Genomic DNA, 19,688 nt, shown 5'->3' with positions numbered 1-19,688 from the left:
TGAAAGTCTATAACATAATGGAGGAACGGAAATGATTCTACATAAAGGGGAAATTTTATTCCGTCAAGGGGATAGCGGGGAATACCTATACCATGTTAAAAGCGGGCTGTTTAAAGTAACTAGACTGCATGAGAATGGAAATATGGTATTGTTCAATATTTTATATTCGGGAGAAACGGTTCCACATCACTCTCTCATTACGCCTAAAGAAATGCATGGTACAGCCATTGCATTGATGCGTAGCGAGGTAGAGGTTATACCTGCTAATGATTGGTATCGTCAATTGCGCGAGGAGCCTGACAAGCCAATGGAGGTAGCCTTGTTACTACAGGCGAAGCTACGCTTTATGCAACAACGACTGGATCATCTGACCGTCGGCACTCCGGCGGAGCGTTTGGAGCTACTCACGGAATGGTTAAGTGATTTCTCCCATGGCGTGGATGTGACAGAACTGCTGACGCAAGAGGAGATTGGGCAGCTGATCGGGGTTCGGAGAGAAACGGTCAATCGTTTGTTGCGATTGAAGTAATGAATAATACAACGAAGGGGCTATTCCCAAGGGCGGTATTGACCTTGTGGAATAGCCCCTTCGCATGAATGAGGTCAACCGCGATTGCGGGTTGATCTTGTATACTAATCCTCCAAGCTACCCGCAGGGCCGAAGAATTCAAAATGGATTCTTTCCGCTGGCACCTTCCATTCTAGTAGCGCCTTAAATATGGCACTCATAAAAGGGGTAGGTCCGCAGAAATAGAAATCAGCTTGCTGATCTACGACCCCTTGAAGCCAAGGGAGATCAATATAACCAGATTTATGGCAGAGATCCTCTTCATTTGGAGATTCGTAGCACACATAGGATGTCAGATGGGGATGGCATTGCTCCAATTCCTCAATTAATCCTTTCATAGCATGCAATTTACCATTGATAGCAGCGTGAATATATGTTACTTCACGTTGAGGTTGTTCAGCAGCTAACGTCTCTAGCATACTCACCATTGGAGTGAGTCCGACACCACCGCTAATCAGGACTACCGGGATATCAATACTGCGATCTAGTGTGAAGTCTCCAGCTGGTGCGCTTACTTCCAGTACCGTACCTACATTAACTTCTTCATGCAGGTAAGTAGATACGACTCCCGCAGGCTTGTTATCTGCCTCGTCTTCTCGTTTGACGGTGATGCGGTAATAAGGTTGTCCCGATGCAGTTGACAGACTATAGTGACGAATGTGAGTGTATTTCTCACCTTCTGGTTGAACACGCAAGGTGATATATTGTCCCGGCAAATAAGAGGAAATAGCGCCTCCGTCCTGAGGAGAGAGGTAGAAGGAAGTAATAAGTTCACTTTCTTTTATTTTCTGACTGACGACGAAATTTCTGAATCCGCTCCAGCCACCTGGTGCCTCGGCAGCTTCACGATACTTCTCTACTTCAACACCGATGAATGCATCAGCAATCACGCCATAGGCCTCAGCCCAAGCATTCAGAATTTCTGGAGTTGCCGCATCACCGAGCACCTGAGCAATAGCGGCTAATAAGGTTTCACCGACAATCGGATAATGTTCAGGTAATACACCCAATGCACGGTGCTTCTCAGCGATCTGTTTCACCACAGGGAGAATATTTCCTAGTTGATCAATATTTACTGCCGCAGCTAACACTGCATTGGCAAGGGCTGTCTGTTGTTTGCCTTGGCGTTGGTTGGCATGATTGAATATATTCAATAGCTCAGGATGGTTCTCAAATAACATACCGTAGAAGGCAGTTGTGATCGTTTTCCCATGAACCTGCAACACGGGAACGGTTGATTTTATAATCTCAATAGTACGTTGATCTAACATATATATTACCTCTTTCCTACAATCAGATATTTGCTACTTATAAAGCGTATAGAAGGGGAGAGGGGAATAGTGTGCTTTTCGTCACATGAAAAATTGCTAAAATGTGAACAGGTTAAATATATCAATGACATTTATCACGATAAAGATGCAGAAAATGACTTGAAAACACAAAGAAACACAAAAAACCACCGTATTCTTCACGAACAGAGTGGTTATACTTCGTGATCAAAAGGTGACTTTTTGATCATTCAATTATACTGTGCTGATCTCAATATGCCATCGGTGTTGCTCCTGTATCCAAACCATCGGGGGTGACCCTCAGAATGGCAACCGCTCCTTTGGTGGCATCGTTGAACTGATGGGTTACAATAGGATAATCTCCGGCTTCGTTTACGACGAACTCTACAACTGCACCGCCACTAGCTGGGAGCATGACTGTTTGTAGACCATACATCATGTTCTTCGGATTGCCATCAATATAGACGCGATCCATGATCGTACCTACGATATGAAAAGAAGATACTTTATTAGGGCCAACATTGTTCACATAAATCCGTACCCTATCTCCGACTTTAGCCATTAAAGGATGCTCCTTCAATGTAAAGTCATCTCCGTTAAATACGACATACTCAGGCGAACCATCTAAAAAGGCATTGAAATCATGTTCGGCATACCACTCACTCTGTACAATAGTATACTCACGATCGACTTCATTATCCGTTGGATAACCATCTGCTGGTTCGACGATAATGACACCATACATTCCATTGGCGATATGCTCCAATACGGGGTCTGTTCCACAATGATACATGAATACACCGGGCATATTGGCAGAGTAAGTAAAGGACCCATGTTCAAGTGGCATAATATCGACGAAGTTTGTACTAGGAGAAGTTTGCACAGCATGGAAGTCCATGGAGTGTGGCATGTTAGGGTCGATATTATTCAGTGTGAAATGGAGGGTGTCCCCTTCTTTGACCCGAATAACAGGACCAGGTACTGTGCCATTAAACGTCCAGGCATTATAGAACACGCCAGAAGAAATTTCTACATCGGTTACCTGCGCAGTCATTTCAATCTTAACGATATTTCCTTCTCGTACGATGACAGGCTCAACTGGAGGCTGATTCACTGTTTCCAAGACAGGCTCTTCTTCGATTACGGGTATAGGGTTGGCGTAGAAACCAGATAAAATAATAGTGAAGCCGATCAAAACAACGATGTATAGCTTCCAGTTGAACATTGTAAACAGCCTCCAATCTGAGATTACATATATCCGAGATCCTCTTTTACTTCATCGGACATGAGACTTGGCGACCAGGCCGGTTCCCATACGACCTCTACTTCGACAGATAGAATCTCAGGCAATGCTTCGAGTGCCCTCTTCACGCCACCGACGATCATATCGTGCATGGGACAGCCTGGTGTGGTCAGTGTCATCACTACAGACACGATTCCATCTACGAACTGAAGATCATAAATAAGTCCAAGATCAACAATATTGACACCAAGCTCCGGATCATACACTTCTTTGAGGCAGTCTTTAATAAATTCCACTTTAATCCCTCCTATTTCGTAAATACACTGGCAATCAGGCTTATATAGAGGAGTGAGCTTAGAGCAAGTACACTTCCTCCAATGGAGGTGATCCATGGCTGATTCCAACTCAGACCTACCATAAGTATAAATAATGAGCTGACGATGACGGTTAATCCAATATGAACATGACGATCATTTATTAAATCGGACATGGTGGGTATCTTCTTTTTGCCTATTAAAGGACCATATTTATGTGTCCACCATAGAAACGGAACAATTTTGGATAGATAAGATAGAAGCGTGAGTCCGACCCAACCCCATAAGTACAGCCAGCCGAGGATGACGACCATCTGGGATTGTACCATAATGTCGGGCATGAAAGGAGAGAGGATAAGGATGGAGATCCCGATCACTGTCAAAGAATGTGTTAGTGCAAGAGTCCATTTCATACCAACGCCAGGATTAGGTTTATGTCGATGCTTAACAATTTGAGATAGATGAATGGAATAAGCGATCATGGCTAGTACAACTAATAGTAACCCTGACCATTTCAACCATGCAGGTCCATTAAACAGAAATGATAAAGCACCGACAAGTACGCCTGCATTCCATAGCGCAATCACGATTTTTTGCAATGTCTCTGGATATTCATGAGATAGATAAAACATAGGGAACATTTTATAGCTGAAGCCTGTAATGAGCATTCCGAACCAGCCAAAAGCTGCGAAACAGATATGGGCGCCAAGTAATTGCTCGTGAAAGTCACCCCACTGATCGAAGTAGAAGTTTAAACCCATGAGCATACCGGAAAGTCCAGCAAGCACGAGATAGGTGACAGAACAGGCAACGCTAATGGTGATGGTATTCCATTTCTTAGCACGTACAAGAGTTACACCAATATTAATAGCGAATAGTAGAACTCCAATGAAAGCAACGGTAGCGAATCCTGCGATCCACATCACCTGCATCGTTTGAAAGCCAATGAGTAACCCTGCCGTTCCAACTGTGAAAAAGCCATAATGAACGTATCCGAGATTTTTACTAAACAAGCTGTGGTTTTGTAGTACGACAGGAATGAGTTGATACACAGCGCCCATCGCAATCATCGTCGCCCAACCTAGAACGAGCAGATGGACACGGAACCATCCAGTTGGGTACCTAGGCTCCTCGCCAAACACTGCTAGCCATGTTGCGAAATCGAATAAGGAAAATAGCTGGAATAACGCAAAGCTGATGAGACCGGTAATAATGAACAGAAACGGCAGGCGAAACATGGACAAACACCACCTTACTTTTTGTGAATATGAATTCTTGCTGATCCGTCAGGCTGCTCTTCAACGTCATAGTCATACCCTAACGTATTAAGTTCTTCGATAAGAAACACAGGGACCCGATCGTTGTGAATAATAACCTCATCTCCGAGTGATGCGTCTTCGAGTTTCTTCAAAGTACGTATCATCGGCTGTGGAGGCTCTAAGCCGCGATTATCCAACTCATAGATCTGAGAAGGGGGAGAATCGGCTGAGCATTCAGGCGTATCAGGAGATTGCTGTACAGCTTGGTATTCTTCTATGTCCGTTAGTTCGTGTCCACTATTCTTGTGTATAAATGTGATGACCCAATGATCGGATTCTATTTTCTCAACTTTATGAGCATACCCCTTGGTTTTCATTAACCCAAAGAGAGGCGTCGGTTTGAAGGTAGCGTGCAGCACAAAGATATCATTCTTGTTTAGCGCTTTTACCGTATCCATAATAACTTTAAAGGGCTCTACTTTTTTACGTAAGTAGGGTCGAACATCTAACTCTACCGTCTGTCCTGTATGTTCCATGTCAACATCTCCTAAAAGTTTTCGTAGCGTTACCTCTTGAGTCAACTTCGTGAAAACTCACATCGGAAGCATAAGCTTTAAAGTTTTTGTAGCATTACCTCTTGAGTCAGCTTCGTGAAAACTCACATCGGAAGCATAAGCTTAAATTTCAACTGGATGAAGTTGTTTAGCTACGTCGTATAAAGCTGCCATCCCACCGTACAATGCATAGAAGAAAGAATCCGGTGCATCGAGTGAGAATGAGTTGTATTGTTTGGGGTCGATGTTTAGCATAAATTCAAATAAGGCTGCACTATCGTAAGCGTAGAAACAGAAATAAGTATATTCAAAAACAGGCAATTTCTCATAAATGGTTACAATATCAGAAGCATACAGGGGAATATCCCTGAACGCCTCTGTTACCATGAGGATCGCATCTTCTAAACGGACACTAATTTGGATTGTTTGTTCATTTACAATTGTAATTTCAGCCATACGATCTCACTCCTATAGTTTGCTGATTTTGACACGGAACATATCGGGACCTTGTTCGAGATACTCCCAAGTGAATCTACCGGAATGCATAGATTCGAATTGGAAACGAAGTGGAACCGGATCGTGATCGTTAACTAACAACATGGCCTCTGAAGGCTGAAGTTGGTTGAAAGTTTGGAAAATGACCTTATGTTTTAATTGAGGTGGGTACTCGGTAGCGTTGACGGTGACAGTAATATTATCCATTATTGAATTCCTCCTGAGAACTATTATCATTACAAACCCTATTATAAGAGATGTGAAAGACAGTATTGTGATTATAATCACAATTATGAAAATGAGATTGATCTACGATTGGAATATGACGAAACACTCTATATAGAGGTAACGATTAGAGGAGGGCTATTTGATGAATAAGTGGATAAAGTTGACTGTTCTCATAAGCATTTGTGTATTGTTCTTAGCTGCGTGTGGCAAAGAAGAAATGGAAAGTTCGAAAGAAACTGCAGCTGGAGAGACTCAGGAATTCACCATTGAAGCAACGTCGTTTGAATTTGATGTGAAAGTAATGAAGGTGAAGCAGGGTGACACGGTTAAAATAACGTTGAAAAACAAGAAAGGCTATCATGGGCTCAAATTGGACGGATATAAAAAGGAAGTTCGCCCGAATCGTTCTATTTCATTCGTAGCTACTGAAAAGGGCGAATTCGAATATAAATGTGCTGCTTACTGTGGTGCGGGTCATAAGAAAATGATCGGGAAATTAATTGTAAATTAACTGCTTAAATGGACAAGAAAACTAGAAAAAAAGCGATATTTTTAAATCGGAGGTTCAGAAATGCCCTAAATGGTGATATAATGGTATAGAACATATCCAAAAAGAGAAAGGATCAGGATACCATGTGTCCCCGAAGGAACATTCCCCAAAGGACGATCTGGAAACGTTATGATCTCTCATACACTTAGCTTGCTTCGTAGAGACAAAGTCGGGTATTAATGACAACCTCTGCGAAAGAAGGAAGCTAAGTATGCGAAGGACAAAGTCCTCAAAGTTTTCTCCTTGTAGTAGGTTGTCTCACTTATGACCACAATCTACGATAAAGAGGGAAACTTGTATGAGGAAAAGAGAACAACAAATTTCTATGTTGCCGCAAGTCGCTGTAATGCTATTAGGAACACTTTTAATGGCTTTTGCTTATTATCACATTAATTTTCAGAATCATTTAACCGAAGGTGGATTTGTTGGTCTTGCGTTATTGGGTAAATACGTATTAGGCCTACCACCAGCACTAAGTATGCTTGCATTGGATATCCCTGTGTTGCTGATTGCGTTATTCATTAAGGGGCGTAAATTCTTAGTAAATACGATAATCGCTACAACATCCTTTTCAATTTTCTATGCTTTGTTTGAACGTTATTCATTCATCGTTATTGATTTGCAGAATAATTTATTCGTTGCAGCACTCTTATCAGGTTTGTTGACGGGATTTGCTACAGGTCTTGTACTACGTTTTGGTGGGGCAAGTGGTGGGGATGATATATTATCACTACTTGTTAGTCGTTGGACTGGATTGAAGCTAGGCACCGTATTTTTTATATTTGATGCCATTGTTTTATTGCTTTCACTGTTCTATATGCCGCTAAGAGAGACATTGTACACGATTCTCGCTGTAAGTATCGCGGGGAAAGTAATTACATTGACTGTGACTTCGGGTAGAAAGAAACCAGAAACCAAACGCTCATTGTTTAAAGCTAAGACAAAGGAAACTTTACCTAAATCGCATCAATCGAAGACTGTACCTGCCATGCATAATGCACGTTAATAGTAAGGCACGATGGAATACTCTGATACGCAGGTTGATGAAGTACAGAGTCATCGTGTCCAATCCCCAAAAAGACCACGAAGTTCTTAACATGAACTTTGTGGTCTTTTTGTTTTTTATAGAGGAAAAAGAAGAAAGTAGTCGAACCTTTCTAAGTGTAGGTAAGAAGGAATAATTCATAATTCTGAACAGAAAGCAGGCGATGGTGAAACATGTGGAATGCAGATTTGTTATTAGAACAATTATATGATGAGGCTATGAATCAGCATAAGGCAGGGACTGAGTCAGAGACGCCACTGGAACGAAAAATAAGGCTCAAACAGCTATTGCAACAATTGAACGGCTCTTTCGAACCGAATAGAGAACATGTTCCGGTATTGTTAGAACGGACGATATGCGATGGTTATGTGAGAGAACGGGTTGAATTATCAGCGACACCTGGCTTGACCTTTGGAGCATATGTACTTATTCCAGAGGGTGCTCATGCCAATACGCCAGCTGTGCTTGCTATCCATGGACACGGCTATGGCGGTAGCCGAGAAATTATTGGTTTGAACCCAGACGGTACGCCTAAAGAAGGTGAAGCGGGTATTCATCAATATTTTGCAGTTGAGCTTGTGAAACGGGGAATGATAGTTATAGCACCCGATGTTGTAGGATTCGCAGAGCGGAGGTTATTGTCAGATCTGAAGAAAGATCCGAATATCGAGAATTCATGTCACAGAATTTCCGTAGGTCTTCTAATGGTGGGCAAGACGTTGACCGGACTTCGCGTTAGTGAAGCACAGGCTGCACTTCAGTATATTATTGCTCGTCCTGAGGTGAATCCTCAGGCAATCGGTGTCATGGGATTCTCAGGGGGATCGTTGATCGCATCCGTTCTAGCTGCGCTGGATGACCGGGTTAAAGCGACGGTACTTATAGGGTTCCCTAATACTTTTAGAGACAGCATATTGAATGTACGTCATTGTATTGATAACTATACGCCAGGAATTATGAACTACGCGGAGCGTCCTGAATGGATCGGCTTAATTGCACCTAGACATCTTTTTGTGGAATCCGGTGATAAAGATCATATTTTTCCGGCTGTAGGTTTTGAGCAAACAGTCCAAGAATTGAAAGAGATTTACACTTCTGAAGGAGTAGAGGAAAGATTAGAAAGTGATCTATTTCCTGGAGGCCATGAGGTTAGTGGAAGGCGCTCCTACGATTGGATGAGAAGAGTGCTCGACAATATGTGAATGTATGACTTGCGATAAGTCGATTATACATTCAAATACTAACAAGCCAGCGGAGAAATCGCTGGCTTGTCTTGTAGTGCCTTTTATATTTTATACAAACAATGTACGGTACTCTGGATATCCTTCTTCCTCGAGATCCTCTAGGGGGATGAATCGAAGTGCAGCAGAGTTAATACAATATCGCAGGCCCGTAGGATCAGGTCCATCGTTGAACACGTGACCTAGATGGGAGTCCGCTTCTTTACTACGTACTTCTGTGCGAATCATAAAGTGGCTTGAATCGGTCTTCTCTTTAACCACATAATCACGAAGCGGGCGTGTAAAGCTTGGCCAGCCGCAACCGGCATCGAATTTATCAAGTGAACTGAATAGAGCCTCTCCCGATACAACATCAACATAAATCCCGGTACCATCATGATCCCAGAACTCGTTCTGGAATGCGGGCTCTGTTCCATTGTTCTGTGTTACCGTGTATTGAATAGGTGTTAAACGTAGCTTCAAGTCATCTTTATCCACTGGAGTTGACCAATGGGTCTGAATATAGTCCTCACGTCCAGAGCCTTTGCGGTAGCGATAATAATGTCCTGGATTCTTCTTGTGATAGCCTTGGTGATGTTCTTCCGCATCGTAGAAAGGTTTAGCGGGCATAATTGGAGTGACGATAGGCTTATCGAAACGGCGACTTTGCTCCAATGCTTGTTTCGATTGTTCTGCCTTCTCACGTTGCTCTTCGTTATGATAGAAGATGGCTGTAGCATAAGAGTCACCTCTGTCATGGAACTGTCCGCCTGCATCGGTCGGATCGATCTGTTGCCAGAAGAGCTCCAGCAATTTGTCGTATGGGAAAATATTCGGATTGTAAGTTATTTCAACGGCTTCGACATGTCCTGTAGTATGTGTGCAAACTTCTTCATAAGTTGGATTCACCGTATGTCCACCTGTATATCCAGAGATCACTTTAATAATTCCTGGAAGCTCCTCAAACGGGCTTACCATGCACCAGAAGCATCCACCTGCAAAAGTAGCTTTCTCATGTGTGATTGATTGCAAATTGCTCACGATTTCACTCCGTTTCTTTGACTGTGAATAATTTAAGTCACTTCTATTATAATTCATTTAGTATTTAGAACCAAGGAGGAAGACGATTTCATCGTTAATCGAACGGATTCAGACTCCTACGAGAAATTCTTCTATATACAATAAGAACCAAGATGATCAATAACAGGTAAACTGACAGCACGATGAAGGAGGTAAAGGGATGACTCAGTAGATTCCCTCCTAAATAGGCGTAAAGGATGATGCCCGGAATTTTCCCGAGGCCTGAGGCAAGGGTGTAGGTCCACAAAGAAATAGATGCGACACCAGCAAAGATATTCACACCCATCTGTGGCAGAATAGGTAATAGACGAGCGATGGTGATCGCTAAAAAGGGATGGGTCTCGGTTAGTGTCGTAAACGAATGAAGAGATCGTTGCTTGCTTAGATAGCGTCTTCCTTGTTCGCGAAAGGCGTACCTTACGATTCCATACACAAGGATTCCGGCGAGCATGGTTCCCAGCCAAGCAATGAGCGATGCAAATACCGTTCCGTAAGCATAGCCCAAAGTAGCAATGACTACTTTATACGGAAGAATGGGGAAGATGGCTAATAGAGTAGCGATTAGAATCAAGACGGTTAGAGAGTTATTATTGTTGAACCAGCTCCAAATATTCGATTTGTATACAAAGGCTACTCCCAATATGAGTACATAGAGTAACAGCGGCAGCAACTTTTTCATAGGATATCCTTTCGTAAACATGACTTTTCTATATCATATCAAACTTTGCTATAATGTAGAAAAGTACAAGGGCTAAAAATTGGGTATGGAAGAGGTTGAAACGAATGGACGAGGAATACAACAGATCGATGGAATTATCCTTAGAAGAACAGATTAAGAAGAGTTATCGCGAAGATGAGGATATGATGATTCTGGTTTTTGCTCAGTGGTGCATTAATAATAATCTAGATCCGTTGGAATTATATAATGAAGCCTATCCACATCAAGTTCATAATGAACAATTAATAAAAGTGATGGCGTTAACGGTATCTAAAGAAGAGGCAGGAGACATTCCAGATGATACGGTGCTAGGGGTGCTTTCGCTTTTCGAGAATGATGATCTTGCTTATGTTGTTACCGAAGCGATCTCAAAAAGGGTTTAAGAGGTTGTTCAAAAAGTTGACTTTTTGAACACACATTTTAAGTGTAAGTGGTATCCCCTGAAGCTAAAAAGGGCATACCACTTTTTATATAATCGTTATTTCAGTTGTTCGCGGTTAGCGGTACGAAATTGTCTGGGAGACATTCCAAATCTTGCTCTGAACACACGGTGGAAGTATGTGTAATTCGCAAATCCGCAAGTTTCTGCGACATTTTCAAGAGACTGAGGGCTGAATATAATACGTTCTTTTGCCATATCGAGTTTTACGTCGAGCGTGTATTGCATGATGCTGGTATCGAATGTTTGCTTAAATAAGTGTACGGCTCGAGAGATACTAATTCCTACATGAGCAGCGACATCTTCTAGTTTAAACATATACGAAGCATTTTCCTCAATATAATGTTTAATCTGATAAGCTAAATGGGTCTTCTGGGTAGTTTTCGGCTGTTCTTTGAGCAGACGATCCACTTCTAAGCATAGAATTCTCATATAGTATCCTGAAATCTCAGGAAAAGGATTCACGATGCGGCGTTGCTCGAGTGCAATCTGTCGGAATAAGCTTAAGAAACTCTCATGGAGAGGGAAATTCATACGAGTAGGTCGAGCTTCAGATTTCCACCATCGGTCTATCCATTCTCCTCCGAAGAAAATATGGTAATCAGCACTGTCAATCATTAATTCACCGAGTGAATTGATTTCGTGATCCACTTTTAACTCATAAGGTTCACCTGGCGAATAAAGCAATAAATCGCCTGTCTCAATCATGCCCAACTTACCGTCATATCGCGCACGACAACGTCCATCCGTTTGGAAACGCATTAAGTATGTTTTGACGCCATCTAATTGTGAGGTATAGTAGGGTTTTGTATGGAAGGAATATCCTGCTAAATGCACTTGACAAGAGTCTTCGAGGGTCATTATGAGGTCTCCTTTCAGAAAAACAGAAAATTATGACCAGATTGTTCATGTTTCAATCATATTATTCATTTTAATATATAGCAATTCAGATTACTATGTAATTAGATTGTTACTGTATTAAATCATTTGTATAGTACGAAATGAGCCAAGGTTCAAAACTATTGTAAACAGGAGTGGATCAGTCATGTTGAAATTAGGCTTACAACTGTATACCGTTCGCGACCAAATGGAACAAGATTTCGAAGGTACGCTGAAAAAAGTAGCTGAGCTTGGTTACAAAGGTGTAGAATTTCATACTTTCTTTGGACGTAGCAGTTCTGAAGTTAAAAGGTTACTGGATGAAAATGGTCTTGTAGCTATTGGAACACATACACAATACGCAAGCATGCTGGAGGATTTAGATTCCATTATTACGTATAATAAAGCAATCGGTAGTAAATATATTATCGTTCCTTATTTGTCTGAAGAAGAACGCAAATGGGATGATGTATTCGCAAAACTTAAAATCATTGGTGAGAAGTGTAAAGAACAAGATATGGTTCTTCTGTATCATAATCATGATTTCGAATTCACGGAGTCTTATGGTGACAAGACTGTATTTGATGCAATGTATGAAGCAGTGCCAGCAACTTTACTTCAAGTGGAAATGGATACATGCTGGGTGCACTTTGCAGGCTTTGACGCTGTAGAGTATATTCATAAATATACGGGTAGGTTACCGCTTGTTCACTGGAAAGATGTAAAGAGACAAGAGGATGGCTCTCCACTAACTGTTGAATTTGGACAAGGTGAAGTCAATCTAGCTGCCATTGCTGAAGCTGCTGATCAAGTAGGGGCAGAATGGATTATAGTAGAACAAGATTTCTGTCTGAACCCACCTCTTGAGAGTATTGCTACAAGTATGAATTGGATAAAAGACTACATGAAAGATGGGGGAATCATACATGTCTAAAACATTAAAAATTGGAATTATTGGTTGCGGAGGAATTGCTACAGGTAAACATTTACCGAGTCTTGCGAAACAATCCAATGCAGAATTGGTAGCTTTTTGCGACATCATTCAAGAACGTGCAGACAAAGCTGCAGAGAAATATGGTGTTGAAGGTGCCAAAGTATATACTGATTTCCGCGAGTTGCTTAAAGATGGAAGTATTGATGTTATTCACGTATGTACGCCGAATGATTCTCACTCCGAAATCTCGGTTGCTTCGCTTGAAGCAGGTAAACATGTCATGTGTGAAAAGCCAATGGCCAAAACAGCAGCACAAGCAAGAGAAATGCTAGAAGCTGCAAAGCGTACAGGTAAAAAGCTTACGATTGGATATCAGAATAGATTCCGTAATGATAGCCAACATTTGAAGCAATTGTGTGAGAATGGTGAGCTAGGTGAAGTGTACTATGGTAAGGCATTGGCAACTCGCCGTCGTGCTGTTCCAACTTGGGGTGTATTCCTTGATGAAGAGAAGCAAGGTGGGGGTCCACTTATCGATATCGGTACGCATGCACTTGATTTGACATTATGGTTGATGGATAATTACAAACCGAAAAGCGTTATGGGATCAACTTTCCACAAGCTTGGACATCGCGAGAATGCAGCGAATGCTTTCGGACCATGGAACCCAGAAGAATTCAAAGTAGAAGATTCTGCCTTTGGTTTCATTACGATGGAGAATGGAGCTACTATCGTGCTTGAATCAAGCTGGGCCTTGAATATACGTGATTTCAGCGAAGCGCAGACGATACTTGCGGGTACTGAAGGTGGAGCAGATATGAAAGATGGTCTGACCATTAATGGTGAGAACTTAAGCCGTCTATATGAGACAAAAGTTGATTTAGGCGCTGGTGGCGTTGCGTTCTATTCAGGAGAAACAGAAACTGATTCAGATCGTGAAGCAAGATTATGGTTGCAAGCGGTTATTGAAGATACAGATCCTGTCGTTACACCTGAACAAGCACTGGTAGTAACTGAAATTTTAGAAGCTATCTACGAATCTGCTAAGACAGGTAAAGCTGTATACTTTGAATAAAGTTTAAAAAATCTATATTATTATGAAGTATGAATGAGAATAAGGGGGAGTAACAATGAAATTAGGAGTATTTATGGTGTTGTTTGGTGGTCGTAAGTTAGAGGATGCGTTAGACTATGTAGCTTCAAAGGGTCTGAAGGCTGTTGAAATCGGATCGGGTGGAAATCCGGGCAATGCACACTGTAATCCAGCAGATCTACTGAACAATGAGACAGAGCTTAAGAATTTCAAAAGAGCAGTAGAATCACGTGGACTTACGATCAGTGCACTTAGCTGTCATGGTAATCCGCTTCACCCACAGAAGCATCTAGCGAAGGCGGATCACGATGATTTCGTGAATTCGGTTCTACTTGCTGAGAAGCTTGAAATACCTGTGGTGAATACTTTCTCAGGATGCCCTGGTGACCACGAGGATGCTAAATATCCGAACTGGCCGGTTGCACCTTGGCCGAATGATTATCAAGAGATATTGAAATGGCAATGGGAGAATAAGGTCATTCCTTATTGGACTGAACAAGCTAAATTTGCTAAAGAGCATCATGTAAAAATCGGACTTGAGCTTCATGGAGGATTCTCCGTGCATACACCAGCTACTCTTCTTCGTCTACGTGAAGCAGCGGGTGAGACGATTGGTGCCAACCTAGATCCAAGTCATATGTGGTGGCAAGGTATTGATCCAGTACAGGCTATACACATTCTAGGTCGTGAAGGAGCGATTCACCATTTCCATGCAAAGGATACGGTGATTGATCCAATTAATGTGAATAAACATGGTCTTACAGACATGCAATCCTATGAGAAAATGCTTGATCGCGCTTGGCAGTTCCGTAGCGTAGGTTATGGTCATGACATCAAAACATGGGCTGATATCATGAGCGCGTTGCGTTTAGTTGGTTATGATTACGTCGTAAGTATTGAACATGAGGATGGTCTGATGTCCGTTGAGGAAGGCTTCTCTAAGGCTGTGGAGAATCTTCAACAAGTTCTCATTGAAGAGCCACTTGGCGATATGTGGTGGGTATAGAAATACCATTTAATCTAAGAGTAAATGGAGGGCGGCTACCGAGAGGTAGCCGTTTTTTTACACATAATATAAAGTGTGAATTTTTTGGAGGACTTCCCGCTCTATCCTTTATGATTTTTAAAAGTCTATAAGAGGTGTTGAAATCACTTGAATAGCCGATACGACAGCCACCAAATTCCATCTATATTCCATGAAAGATCTTAAATTGCGGATGTAATCCAGTGGAATAGGCATAGAGTGGGGAGGTTAGAGTGACGAACAATGCTTCGCGCATGAAGGTAGTGAAGGTGAGGCTAGAATAGATGCAGAAAGTACATTTAATTAGCAGTAAAAGTAGGGAAAGAGAGAATTAGTTGTACAAAGGACAGTTAAAAATGGCGATAACGCTGAAAAGTGGAGTTTCCAGTAATTTAGATGTACTCCATGCAACTAAAGTTAGCTTTAGAGGGATTGGGTTGAATTCAGTTGTACTTATTACACCTAATAGTGAATGGTGGAGGCGGAAGGTGACTATTGGTGATGGTGTTGGTGTCGCAGCTCATACCTGCTAGCGATACAATGTATCACTGGCATCGTAAATGTAAACTTCTTCACTATATGAACTCTTTCACCAAGTACGCCGAAAGGCAATTTTCTTAATAGTAACTAGAGAAATAAAGTTGAAAATAGGCTGAGTATATTATTAAACATCCAAATTGAATGTTTTAAAAAAGTGATGAATGTGGTAAAATGAAATATACTAACTAATCGAAAGCTTTTTAATGATATGATCATGTCATTTAATTAAAATATAAGAAAGTATAAGTTTTACTTGATACTCTATTTCTTATATTTCGGCAGAGACGGATATCAAAGTATACTTACAAAGAGGTGAAGAGTTCATGGAAATTAATCAAATAGTGATGTGTCCACGATTTGAAACAGCTTTCTCTTTTTTGGGCAAGCGTTGGAATGGATTAATCATTCAAGGACTGATGAATGGACCCAAAAGATTTAAAGATATTTCTAATTTAATACCTTCCATGAGTGATAAGATGTTATCGGAACGGATGAAGGATTTGGAATTAGAAGGAATACTTGTTCGTCATGTATATCCGGAAACTCCGGTGCGAATAGAGTATGAACTAACGGATAAAGGCAGAGGGTTAAAGCCTGTTATGGATCAGATCCAATCATGGGCAGAGAGTTGGATCGATTAAGCGAAATGGAAATTGAGCGGAAGTATCGACTTTGAAACCTCTTTTATTTATTGAAATGAGGTTTTTTTGATTTCCCTTGTGATTACAATCACAACCCTGTTGTCCTTCTAGGTATAGCCTGAATAGGTAAGACTAGAAAAGATACCTAGGAGGAATTAATCATGTCAGTTGAAGCTCTTCTTTTCAGCGCTGATCATATCGTAAGTGATATTGTTATAAAGTTTCCAAAGGCTAGTGATTATTTCCGAGATCATAAGATTGATTTCTGTTGTGGCGGTAAGCGCCCACTTATGGATGCCGTTCAGGAAAGAGGTCTGGACATTGATCAAGTACTAGAAGAGATAAACCAATTAGCTGCTAAGCACTCAGGTCTAAACGATGATAAGGATGGAATGAAGAATTTCGTAGAAATGGACTCTCCATCTTTGATTGATTACATTGTGAGTAAACATCATGATTACTTACGTGAAGAACTTCCTGAAATATATAAGAATGTTACAAGAGTTAACAGAGTTCATGGTAATCAAGATCTACATTTGGCACAATTGCACGTTCTGTATACAAGATTGAAAGATGAATTACTTGAGCATACAGCTGATGAAGAAGAACGATTCTTCCCTCGAATGGTTGCTCTAGAACAACAATTTGAAGAGTCTGCAAGTAAAGAACTTCAAGATTCAATTGCACAATTAGAAGATGAGCATGACCAAGCTGGCGATATTCTAAAAGAGATCAGGGAAATTACGAATGATTTCACACCTCCAGCTCACGCGTGTACTACATATCGTATCACGTATGAAAGACTAGCAGAACTAGAGCGAATGACGTTTGAACATGTGCATTTGGAGAATAATATTTTATTTCCACGTTTTCAAGCTTAATGGACAGCGAAAAAGGATAGAGATTGAGACTTCAAATCTATCCTTTTTCGCTATTTCTGTTCATGTCAATCGGATTGACGTTAAAAATATACGGATATAGTTTAAATTGTGAACATACTTGTGATATAATTCACATATAATGTGAACGAAATCACAATCTATATTTTTTAAGCTGTTATACTTTATTTAATAAGGCAAGAAGAGCACAGAAGGAGGGTTTCCAAACATGCAACAACAACAAAAAGAAAAGCTATTGGTGATTGGGAATGGAATGGCAGGCATAAGTACAGTTGAACAAATTTTGAAACTTAGCGATTCATTTGATATTACGGTATTTGGTAGTGAACCACATCCTAACTATAACCGGATCATGCTATCCTACGTTCTGGAAGGTAGTAAGACGGTCGATGATATTGTTTTGAATGATTGGAACTGGTATTCAGATAATCAAATTACACTGCATACGACAACTACGGTGACACATATTGATCCGGTAGGTAAGAAAGTGACTACGGACAATGGTATGACGGAGACGTATGATAAGATCATCATCGCGACAGGATCAAATCCTTTTATATTACCGATTCCTGGGAGTGATAAAGAAGGCGTTATCGGCTTTAGGGATATTAATGACTGTAACCAGATGATGGATGCTGCTCAGAAGTATAAAAAGGCTGCTGTCATCGGGGGTGGACTTTTAGGTTTGGAGGCGGCAAAAGGGCTAGTGAATCTAGGGATGGATGTAACGGTTGTCCATTTGATGGAAGATATTATGGAACGCCAATTAGATCGTAGTGCCTCTTCAATGTTGCAGGCAGAATTGGAACGTCAAGGGATAAAATTTGCTATGGGTAAACAAACCTCAGAGCTAATTGGGGAAGAGCGAGTAAGTGGGTTGCGTTTCAGTGACGGTAGTATATTGGATGCTGACCTTGTTGTGATGGCGGTAGGTATTAAACCGAACATAGCACTTGCCAAAGCTAGTAATATGGAAGTGGGACGAGGGATTGTTGTAGATGACTATATGCGTACTTCATTGGAAGATGTGTATTCCGTCGGCGAGTGTACGGAACATCGGGGAGTATGTTATGGGCTCGTAGCTCCATTATTTGAACAAGGACATGTATTGGCTAAGCATATATGCGGAGTTGCCACATCTCCTTATGAAGGTTCTATTGTGGCAACGAAGCTGAAAATCTCTGGTGTCGACGTATTCTCAGCAGGTGAGTTTGTTGAAGGACCGGAACATATCGTGATTTCTACTAAAGATGAGTGGAAAAGAACCTATAAGAAAATTCTTCTACGTGACAATGTCATTATCGGCGCTGTGCTGTTCGGGGATGTAACAGAGTCTGCAAATTTACAAAAATTGATTAAGCAACAATCTGAAATGACGGATGATATATATAGTACGATCATGGGAACTGGATGTAGCGGTGGTGGCGCTAATAAGCAATCATCGATAGAGACGATGGCAGACGATGAAATTGTTTGCGGATGTAATGGCGTTACTAAGAAGGCGATTGTCGATGTGATTACAGATCAAGGGCTAACAACGGTAGATGAAATTAAAGCTTGTACGGGCGCAACCCGTTCATGTGGAGGATGTAAGCCGGTTGTTGAGCAAATTCTACAGTATGTTCTAGGGGATGGATTCAAGACAGCGGCTAAAGAAGGCATTTGTGGTTGTACTGCACTCGATAGGGATGAAATAGTAGCAGAGATTACGGTTAAGGGATTATCTACAACTCGTGAGGTCATGAATGTACTTGGTTGGAGTAATCAAGAGGGATGCTCTAAGTGCCGTCCAGCAATCAATTACTATTTGAACATGTTAAATCCTGAGACTCATGAAGATGAGAAAGAATCGCGCTTTGTCAACGAACGAATGAACGCGAATATCCAAAAAGATGGAACGTATACGGTCATTCCAAGGATGTATGGAGGTGTAACAACACCAGAGGAACTTAAAAAAATAGCGGATGTTTCATTGAAATATGAGGTTAAGGTTGTTAAAGTTACCGGTGGGCAGCGGCTGGATCTGATTGGCGTCAAGAAGGAAGACTTGCCAAAAGTATGGGAAGAACTTGATATGCCTTCAGGTTATGGTTATGCCAAATCGCTACGTACGGTCAAAACATGTGTGGGTTCCCAATTCTGTAGATTTGGAACACAGGACTCTTTGTCTATGGGAGCACTGTTAGAGCGTAAATTCGAGCGCCTCGATTTACCTGCGAAATTTAAATACGCTGTGAATGGTTGTCCGCGGAACTGTGCGGAAGCTTGTACGAAGGATATCGGTATTGTTGGTAATGACGGGGGATGGGAGATCTTTATCGGAGGTAATGGAGGGATCAAGCCGCGAATTGCGGATAGCTTCTGTAAAGTGAAAACGGATGAAGAACTGATTGAAATTTGTGGAGCTATTATGCAATACTATCGAGAAACTGGTAATTATCTAGAAAGAACTTCCGAATGGGTAGAACGGATCGGGCTTGTGCAGATTCAAGCTGTCATATTGGATAATGAGGATAACCGTAAAGAGCTCGTTAAACGAATTGAAATTGCTCTACAACAAGTAGAAGACCCGTGGAAAAAGATGCTTAATGATGACAAAACACGTGCAGCGCTATTTGAAGATCATACAACTGCAGTACTGGTGAAATAATGACACTATCCGTACGTGTTCGAAAC

At 41.3% G+C, this 19,688-nt stretch carries 22 protein-coding genes; 12 read left to right on the top strand and 10 right to left on the bottom strand.

All coding sequences use genetic code 11. The annotated features are described in order from the left end of the window. Positions 1-31 precede the first annotated feature (31 nt). Positions 32-529: a Crp/Fnr family transcriptional regulator gene (locus tag ACP8HI_RS12880; RefSeq protein ID WP_438351454.1), complete on the top strand. Its 498-nt coding sequence runs from the start codon at positions 32-34 to the stop codon at positions 527-529. A gap of 104 nt (positions 530-633) precedes the next feature. Here the strand turns inward: ACP8HI_RS12880 and hmpA are convergent, their stop codons facing one another. From hmpA to ACP8HI_RS12845, 7 genes are all read right to left on the bottom strand, one after another. Further along, positions 634-1,839 carry an NO-inducible flavohemoprotein gene (gene hmpA, locus ACP8HI_RS12875; RefSeq protein ID WP_438351453.1) on the bottom strand — a complete coding sequence of 402 codons (1,206 nt, stop codon included), beginning with the start codon at positions 1,837-1,839 and terminating at the stop codon, positions 634-636. Between the two features lie 268 nt (positions 1,840-2,107). Then, complete coding sequence (locus ACP8HI_RS12870; protein ID WP_438351452.1) at positions 2,108-3,082, bottom strand: multicopper oxidase domain-containing protein; 975 nt, start codon at positions 3,080-3,082, stop codon at positions 2,108-2,110. 23 nt (positions 3,083-3,105) lie between these two features. Then, positions 3,106-3,396 (bottom strand): metal-sulfur cluster assembly factor, encoded by a 291-nt coding sequence (locus ACP8HI_RS12865; protein WP_438351451.1) that lies wholly within the window; start codon positions 3,394-3,396, stop codon positions 3,106-3,108. Positions 3,397-3,407: 11 nt separating this feature from the next. Then, positions 3,408-4,652: a hypothetical protein gene (locus ACP8HI_RS12860; RefSeq protein WP_438351450.1), complete on the bottom strand. Its 1,245-nt coding sequence runs from the start codon at positions 4,650-4,652 to the stop codon at positions 3,408-3,410. A 14-nt stretch (positions 4,653-4,666) separates the two neighbouring features. Further along, a complete protein-coding gene (locus ACP8HI_RS12855; RefSeq protein WP_438351449.1) occupies positions 4,667-5,209 on the bottom strand; it encodes a DUF2249 domain-containing protein in 543 nt (180 codons plus the stop codon). Positions 5,210-5,350: 141 nt separating this feature from the next. After that, a complete protein-coding gene (locus ACP8HI_RS12850) occupies positions 5,351-5,683 on the bottom strand; it encodes a hypothetical protein (protein ID WP_438351448.1) in 333 nt (110 codons plus the stop codon). 12 nt (positions 5,684-5,695) lie between these two features. Beyond that, positions 5,696-5,929, bottom strand: a complete 234-nt coding sequence (locus ACP8HI_RS12845) for a DUF2249 domain-containing protein (RefSeq protein ID WP_438351447.1) — start codon at positions 5,927-5,929, stop codon at positions 5,696-5,698. A gap of 163 nt (positions 5,930-6,092) precedes the next feature. Between ACP8HI_RS12845 and ACP8HI_RS12840 the strand changes: the two genes are divergently transcribed. The 3 genes from ACP8HI_RS12840 (at position 6,093) to ACP8HI_RS12830 (ending at position 8,747) form a co-directional block, all read left to right on the top strand. Then, positions 6,093-6,461 (top strand): cupredoxin domain-containing protein, encoded by a 369-nt coding sequence (locus ACP8HI_RS12840; RefSeq protein WP_438351446.1) that lies wholly within the window; start codon positions 6,093-6,095, stop codon positions 6,459-6,461. Positions 6,462-6,798: 337 nt separating this feature from the next. Beyond that, on the top strand, positions 6,799-7,506 hold the full coding sequence (locus ACP8HI_RS12835) for a YitT family protein (protein ID WP_438351445.1): 708 nt from the start codon (positions 6,799-6,801) through the stop codon (positions 7,504-7,506). A gap of 212 nt (positions 7,507-7,718) precedes the next feature. Beyond that, positions 7,719-8,747 (top strand): dienelactone hydrolase family protein, encoded by a 1,029-nt coding sequence (locus tag ACP8HI_RS12830; protein ID WP_438351444.1) that lies wholly within the window; start codon positions 7,719-7,721, stop codon positions 8,745-8,747. A gap of 90 nt (positions 8,748-8,837) precedes the next feature. On the opposite strand, the gene msrA is transcribed toward ACP8HI_RS12830, so the two are convergent. Beyond that, entirely contained in the window at positions 8,838-9,806 is a 969-nt protein-coding gene (gene msrA, locus ACP8HI_RS12825) for a peptide-methionine (S)-S-oxide reductase MsrA (protein ID WP_438351443.1), read from the bottom strand. A 94-nt stretch (positions 9,807-9,900) separates the two neighbouring features. Next, positions 9,901-10,524, bottom strand: coding sequence for a TVP38/TMEM64 family protein (locus tag ACP8HI_RS12820; RefSeq protein WP_438351442.1), 624 nt, complete (start codon positions 10,522-10,524; stop codon positions 9,901-9,903). 104 nt (positions 10,525-10,628) lie between these two features. Between ACP8HI_RS12820 and ACP8HI_RS12815 the strand changes: the two genes are divergently transcribed. Next, on the top strand, positions 10,629-10,946 hold the full coding sequence (locus ACP8HI_RS12815; RefSeq protein WP_438351441.1) for a hypothetical protein: 318 nt from the start codon (positions 10,629-10,631) through the stop codon (positions 10,944-10,946). Between the two features lie 95 nt (positions 10,947-11,041). Here ACP8HI_RS12815 and ACP8HI_RS12810 read toward each other — a convergent pair whose 3' ends face one another. Next, entirely contained in the window at positions 11,042-11,863 is an 822-nt protein-coding gene (locus tag ACP8HI_RS12810) for an AraC family transcriptional regulator (RefSeq protein WP_438351440.1), read from the bottom strand. Positions 11,864-12,047: 184 nt separating this feature from the next. Here ACP8HI_RS12810 and ACP8HI_RS12805 point away from each other — a divergent pair, with 184 nt between their 5' ends. The 7 genes from ACP8HI_RS12805 (at position 12,048) to nirB (ending at position 19,662) form a co-directional block, all read left to right on the top strand. Next, a complete protein-coding gene (locus ACP8HI_RS12805) occupies positions 12,048-12,815 on the top strand; it encodes a sugar phosphate isomerase/epimerase family protein (RefSeq protein ID WP_438351439.1) in 768 nt (255 codons plus the stop codon). Next, the gene (locus ACP8HI_RS12800) at positions 12,808-13,890 is read left to right on the top strand and encodes a Gfo/Idh/MocA family protein (RefSeq protein ID WP_438351438.1); all 1,083 of its coding nucleotides are present in this window, start codon (positions 12,808-12,810) and stop codon (positions 13,888-13,890) included. The genes ACP8HI_RS12805 and ACP8HI_RS12800 overlap by 8 nt, the downstream gene beginning before the upstream one ends. Positions 13,891-13,945: 55 nt before the next feature. Further along, complete coding sequence (locus ACP8HI_RS12795) at positions 13,946-14,914, top strand: sugar phosphate isomerase/epimerase family protein (protein WP_438351437.1); 969 nt, start codon at positions 13,946-13,948, stop codon at positions 14,912-14,914. A 374-nt stretch (positions 14,915-15,288) separates the two neighbouring features. Then, positions 15,289-15,465 carry a hypothetical protein gene (locus ACP8HI_RS12790; RefSeq protein WP_438351436.1) on the top strand — a complete coding sequence of 59 codons (177 nt, stop codon included), beginning with the start codon at positions 15,289-15,291 and terminating at the stop codon, positions 15,463-15,465. A 330-nt stretch (positions 15,466-15,795) separates the two neighbouring features. Then, a complete protein-coding gene (locus ACP8HI_RS12785) occupies positions 15,796-16,113 on the top strand; it encodes a winged helix-turn-helix transcriptional regulator (protein ID WP_438351435.1) in 318 nt (105 codons plus the stop codon). 161 nt (positions 16,114-16,274) lie between these two features. After that, positions 16,275-16,994: an iron-sulfur cluster repair di-iron protein gene (ric, locus tag ACP8HI_RS12780; RefSeq protein ID WP_438351434.1), complete on the top strand. Its 720-nt coding sequence runs from the start codon at positions 16,275-16,277 to the stop codon at positions 16,992-16,994. Between the two features lie 226 nt (positions 16,995-17,220). Next, on the top strand, positions 17,221-19,662 hold the full coding sequence (gene nirB, locus ACP8HI_RS12775; protein ID WP_438351433.1) for a nitrite reductase large subunit NirB: 2,442 nt from the start codon (positions 17,221-17,223) through the stop codon (positions 19,660-19,662). Positions 19,663-19,688 lie beyond the last annotated feature (26 nt).

The sequence above is a fragment of the Paenibacillus sp. FA6 genome (assembly GCF_051550225.1).
Classification (GTDB): Bacteria; Bacillota; Bacilli; order Paenibacillales; family Paenibacillaceae; genus Paenibacillus_AQ.
This window is presented reverse-complemented; position numbering and strand designations above follow the sequence as displayed.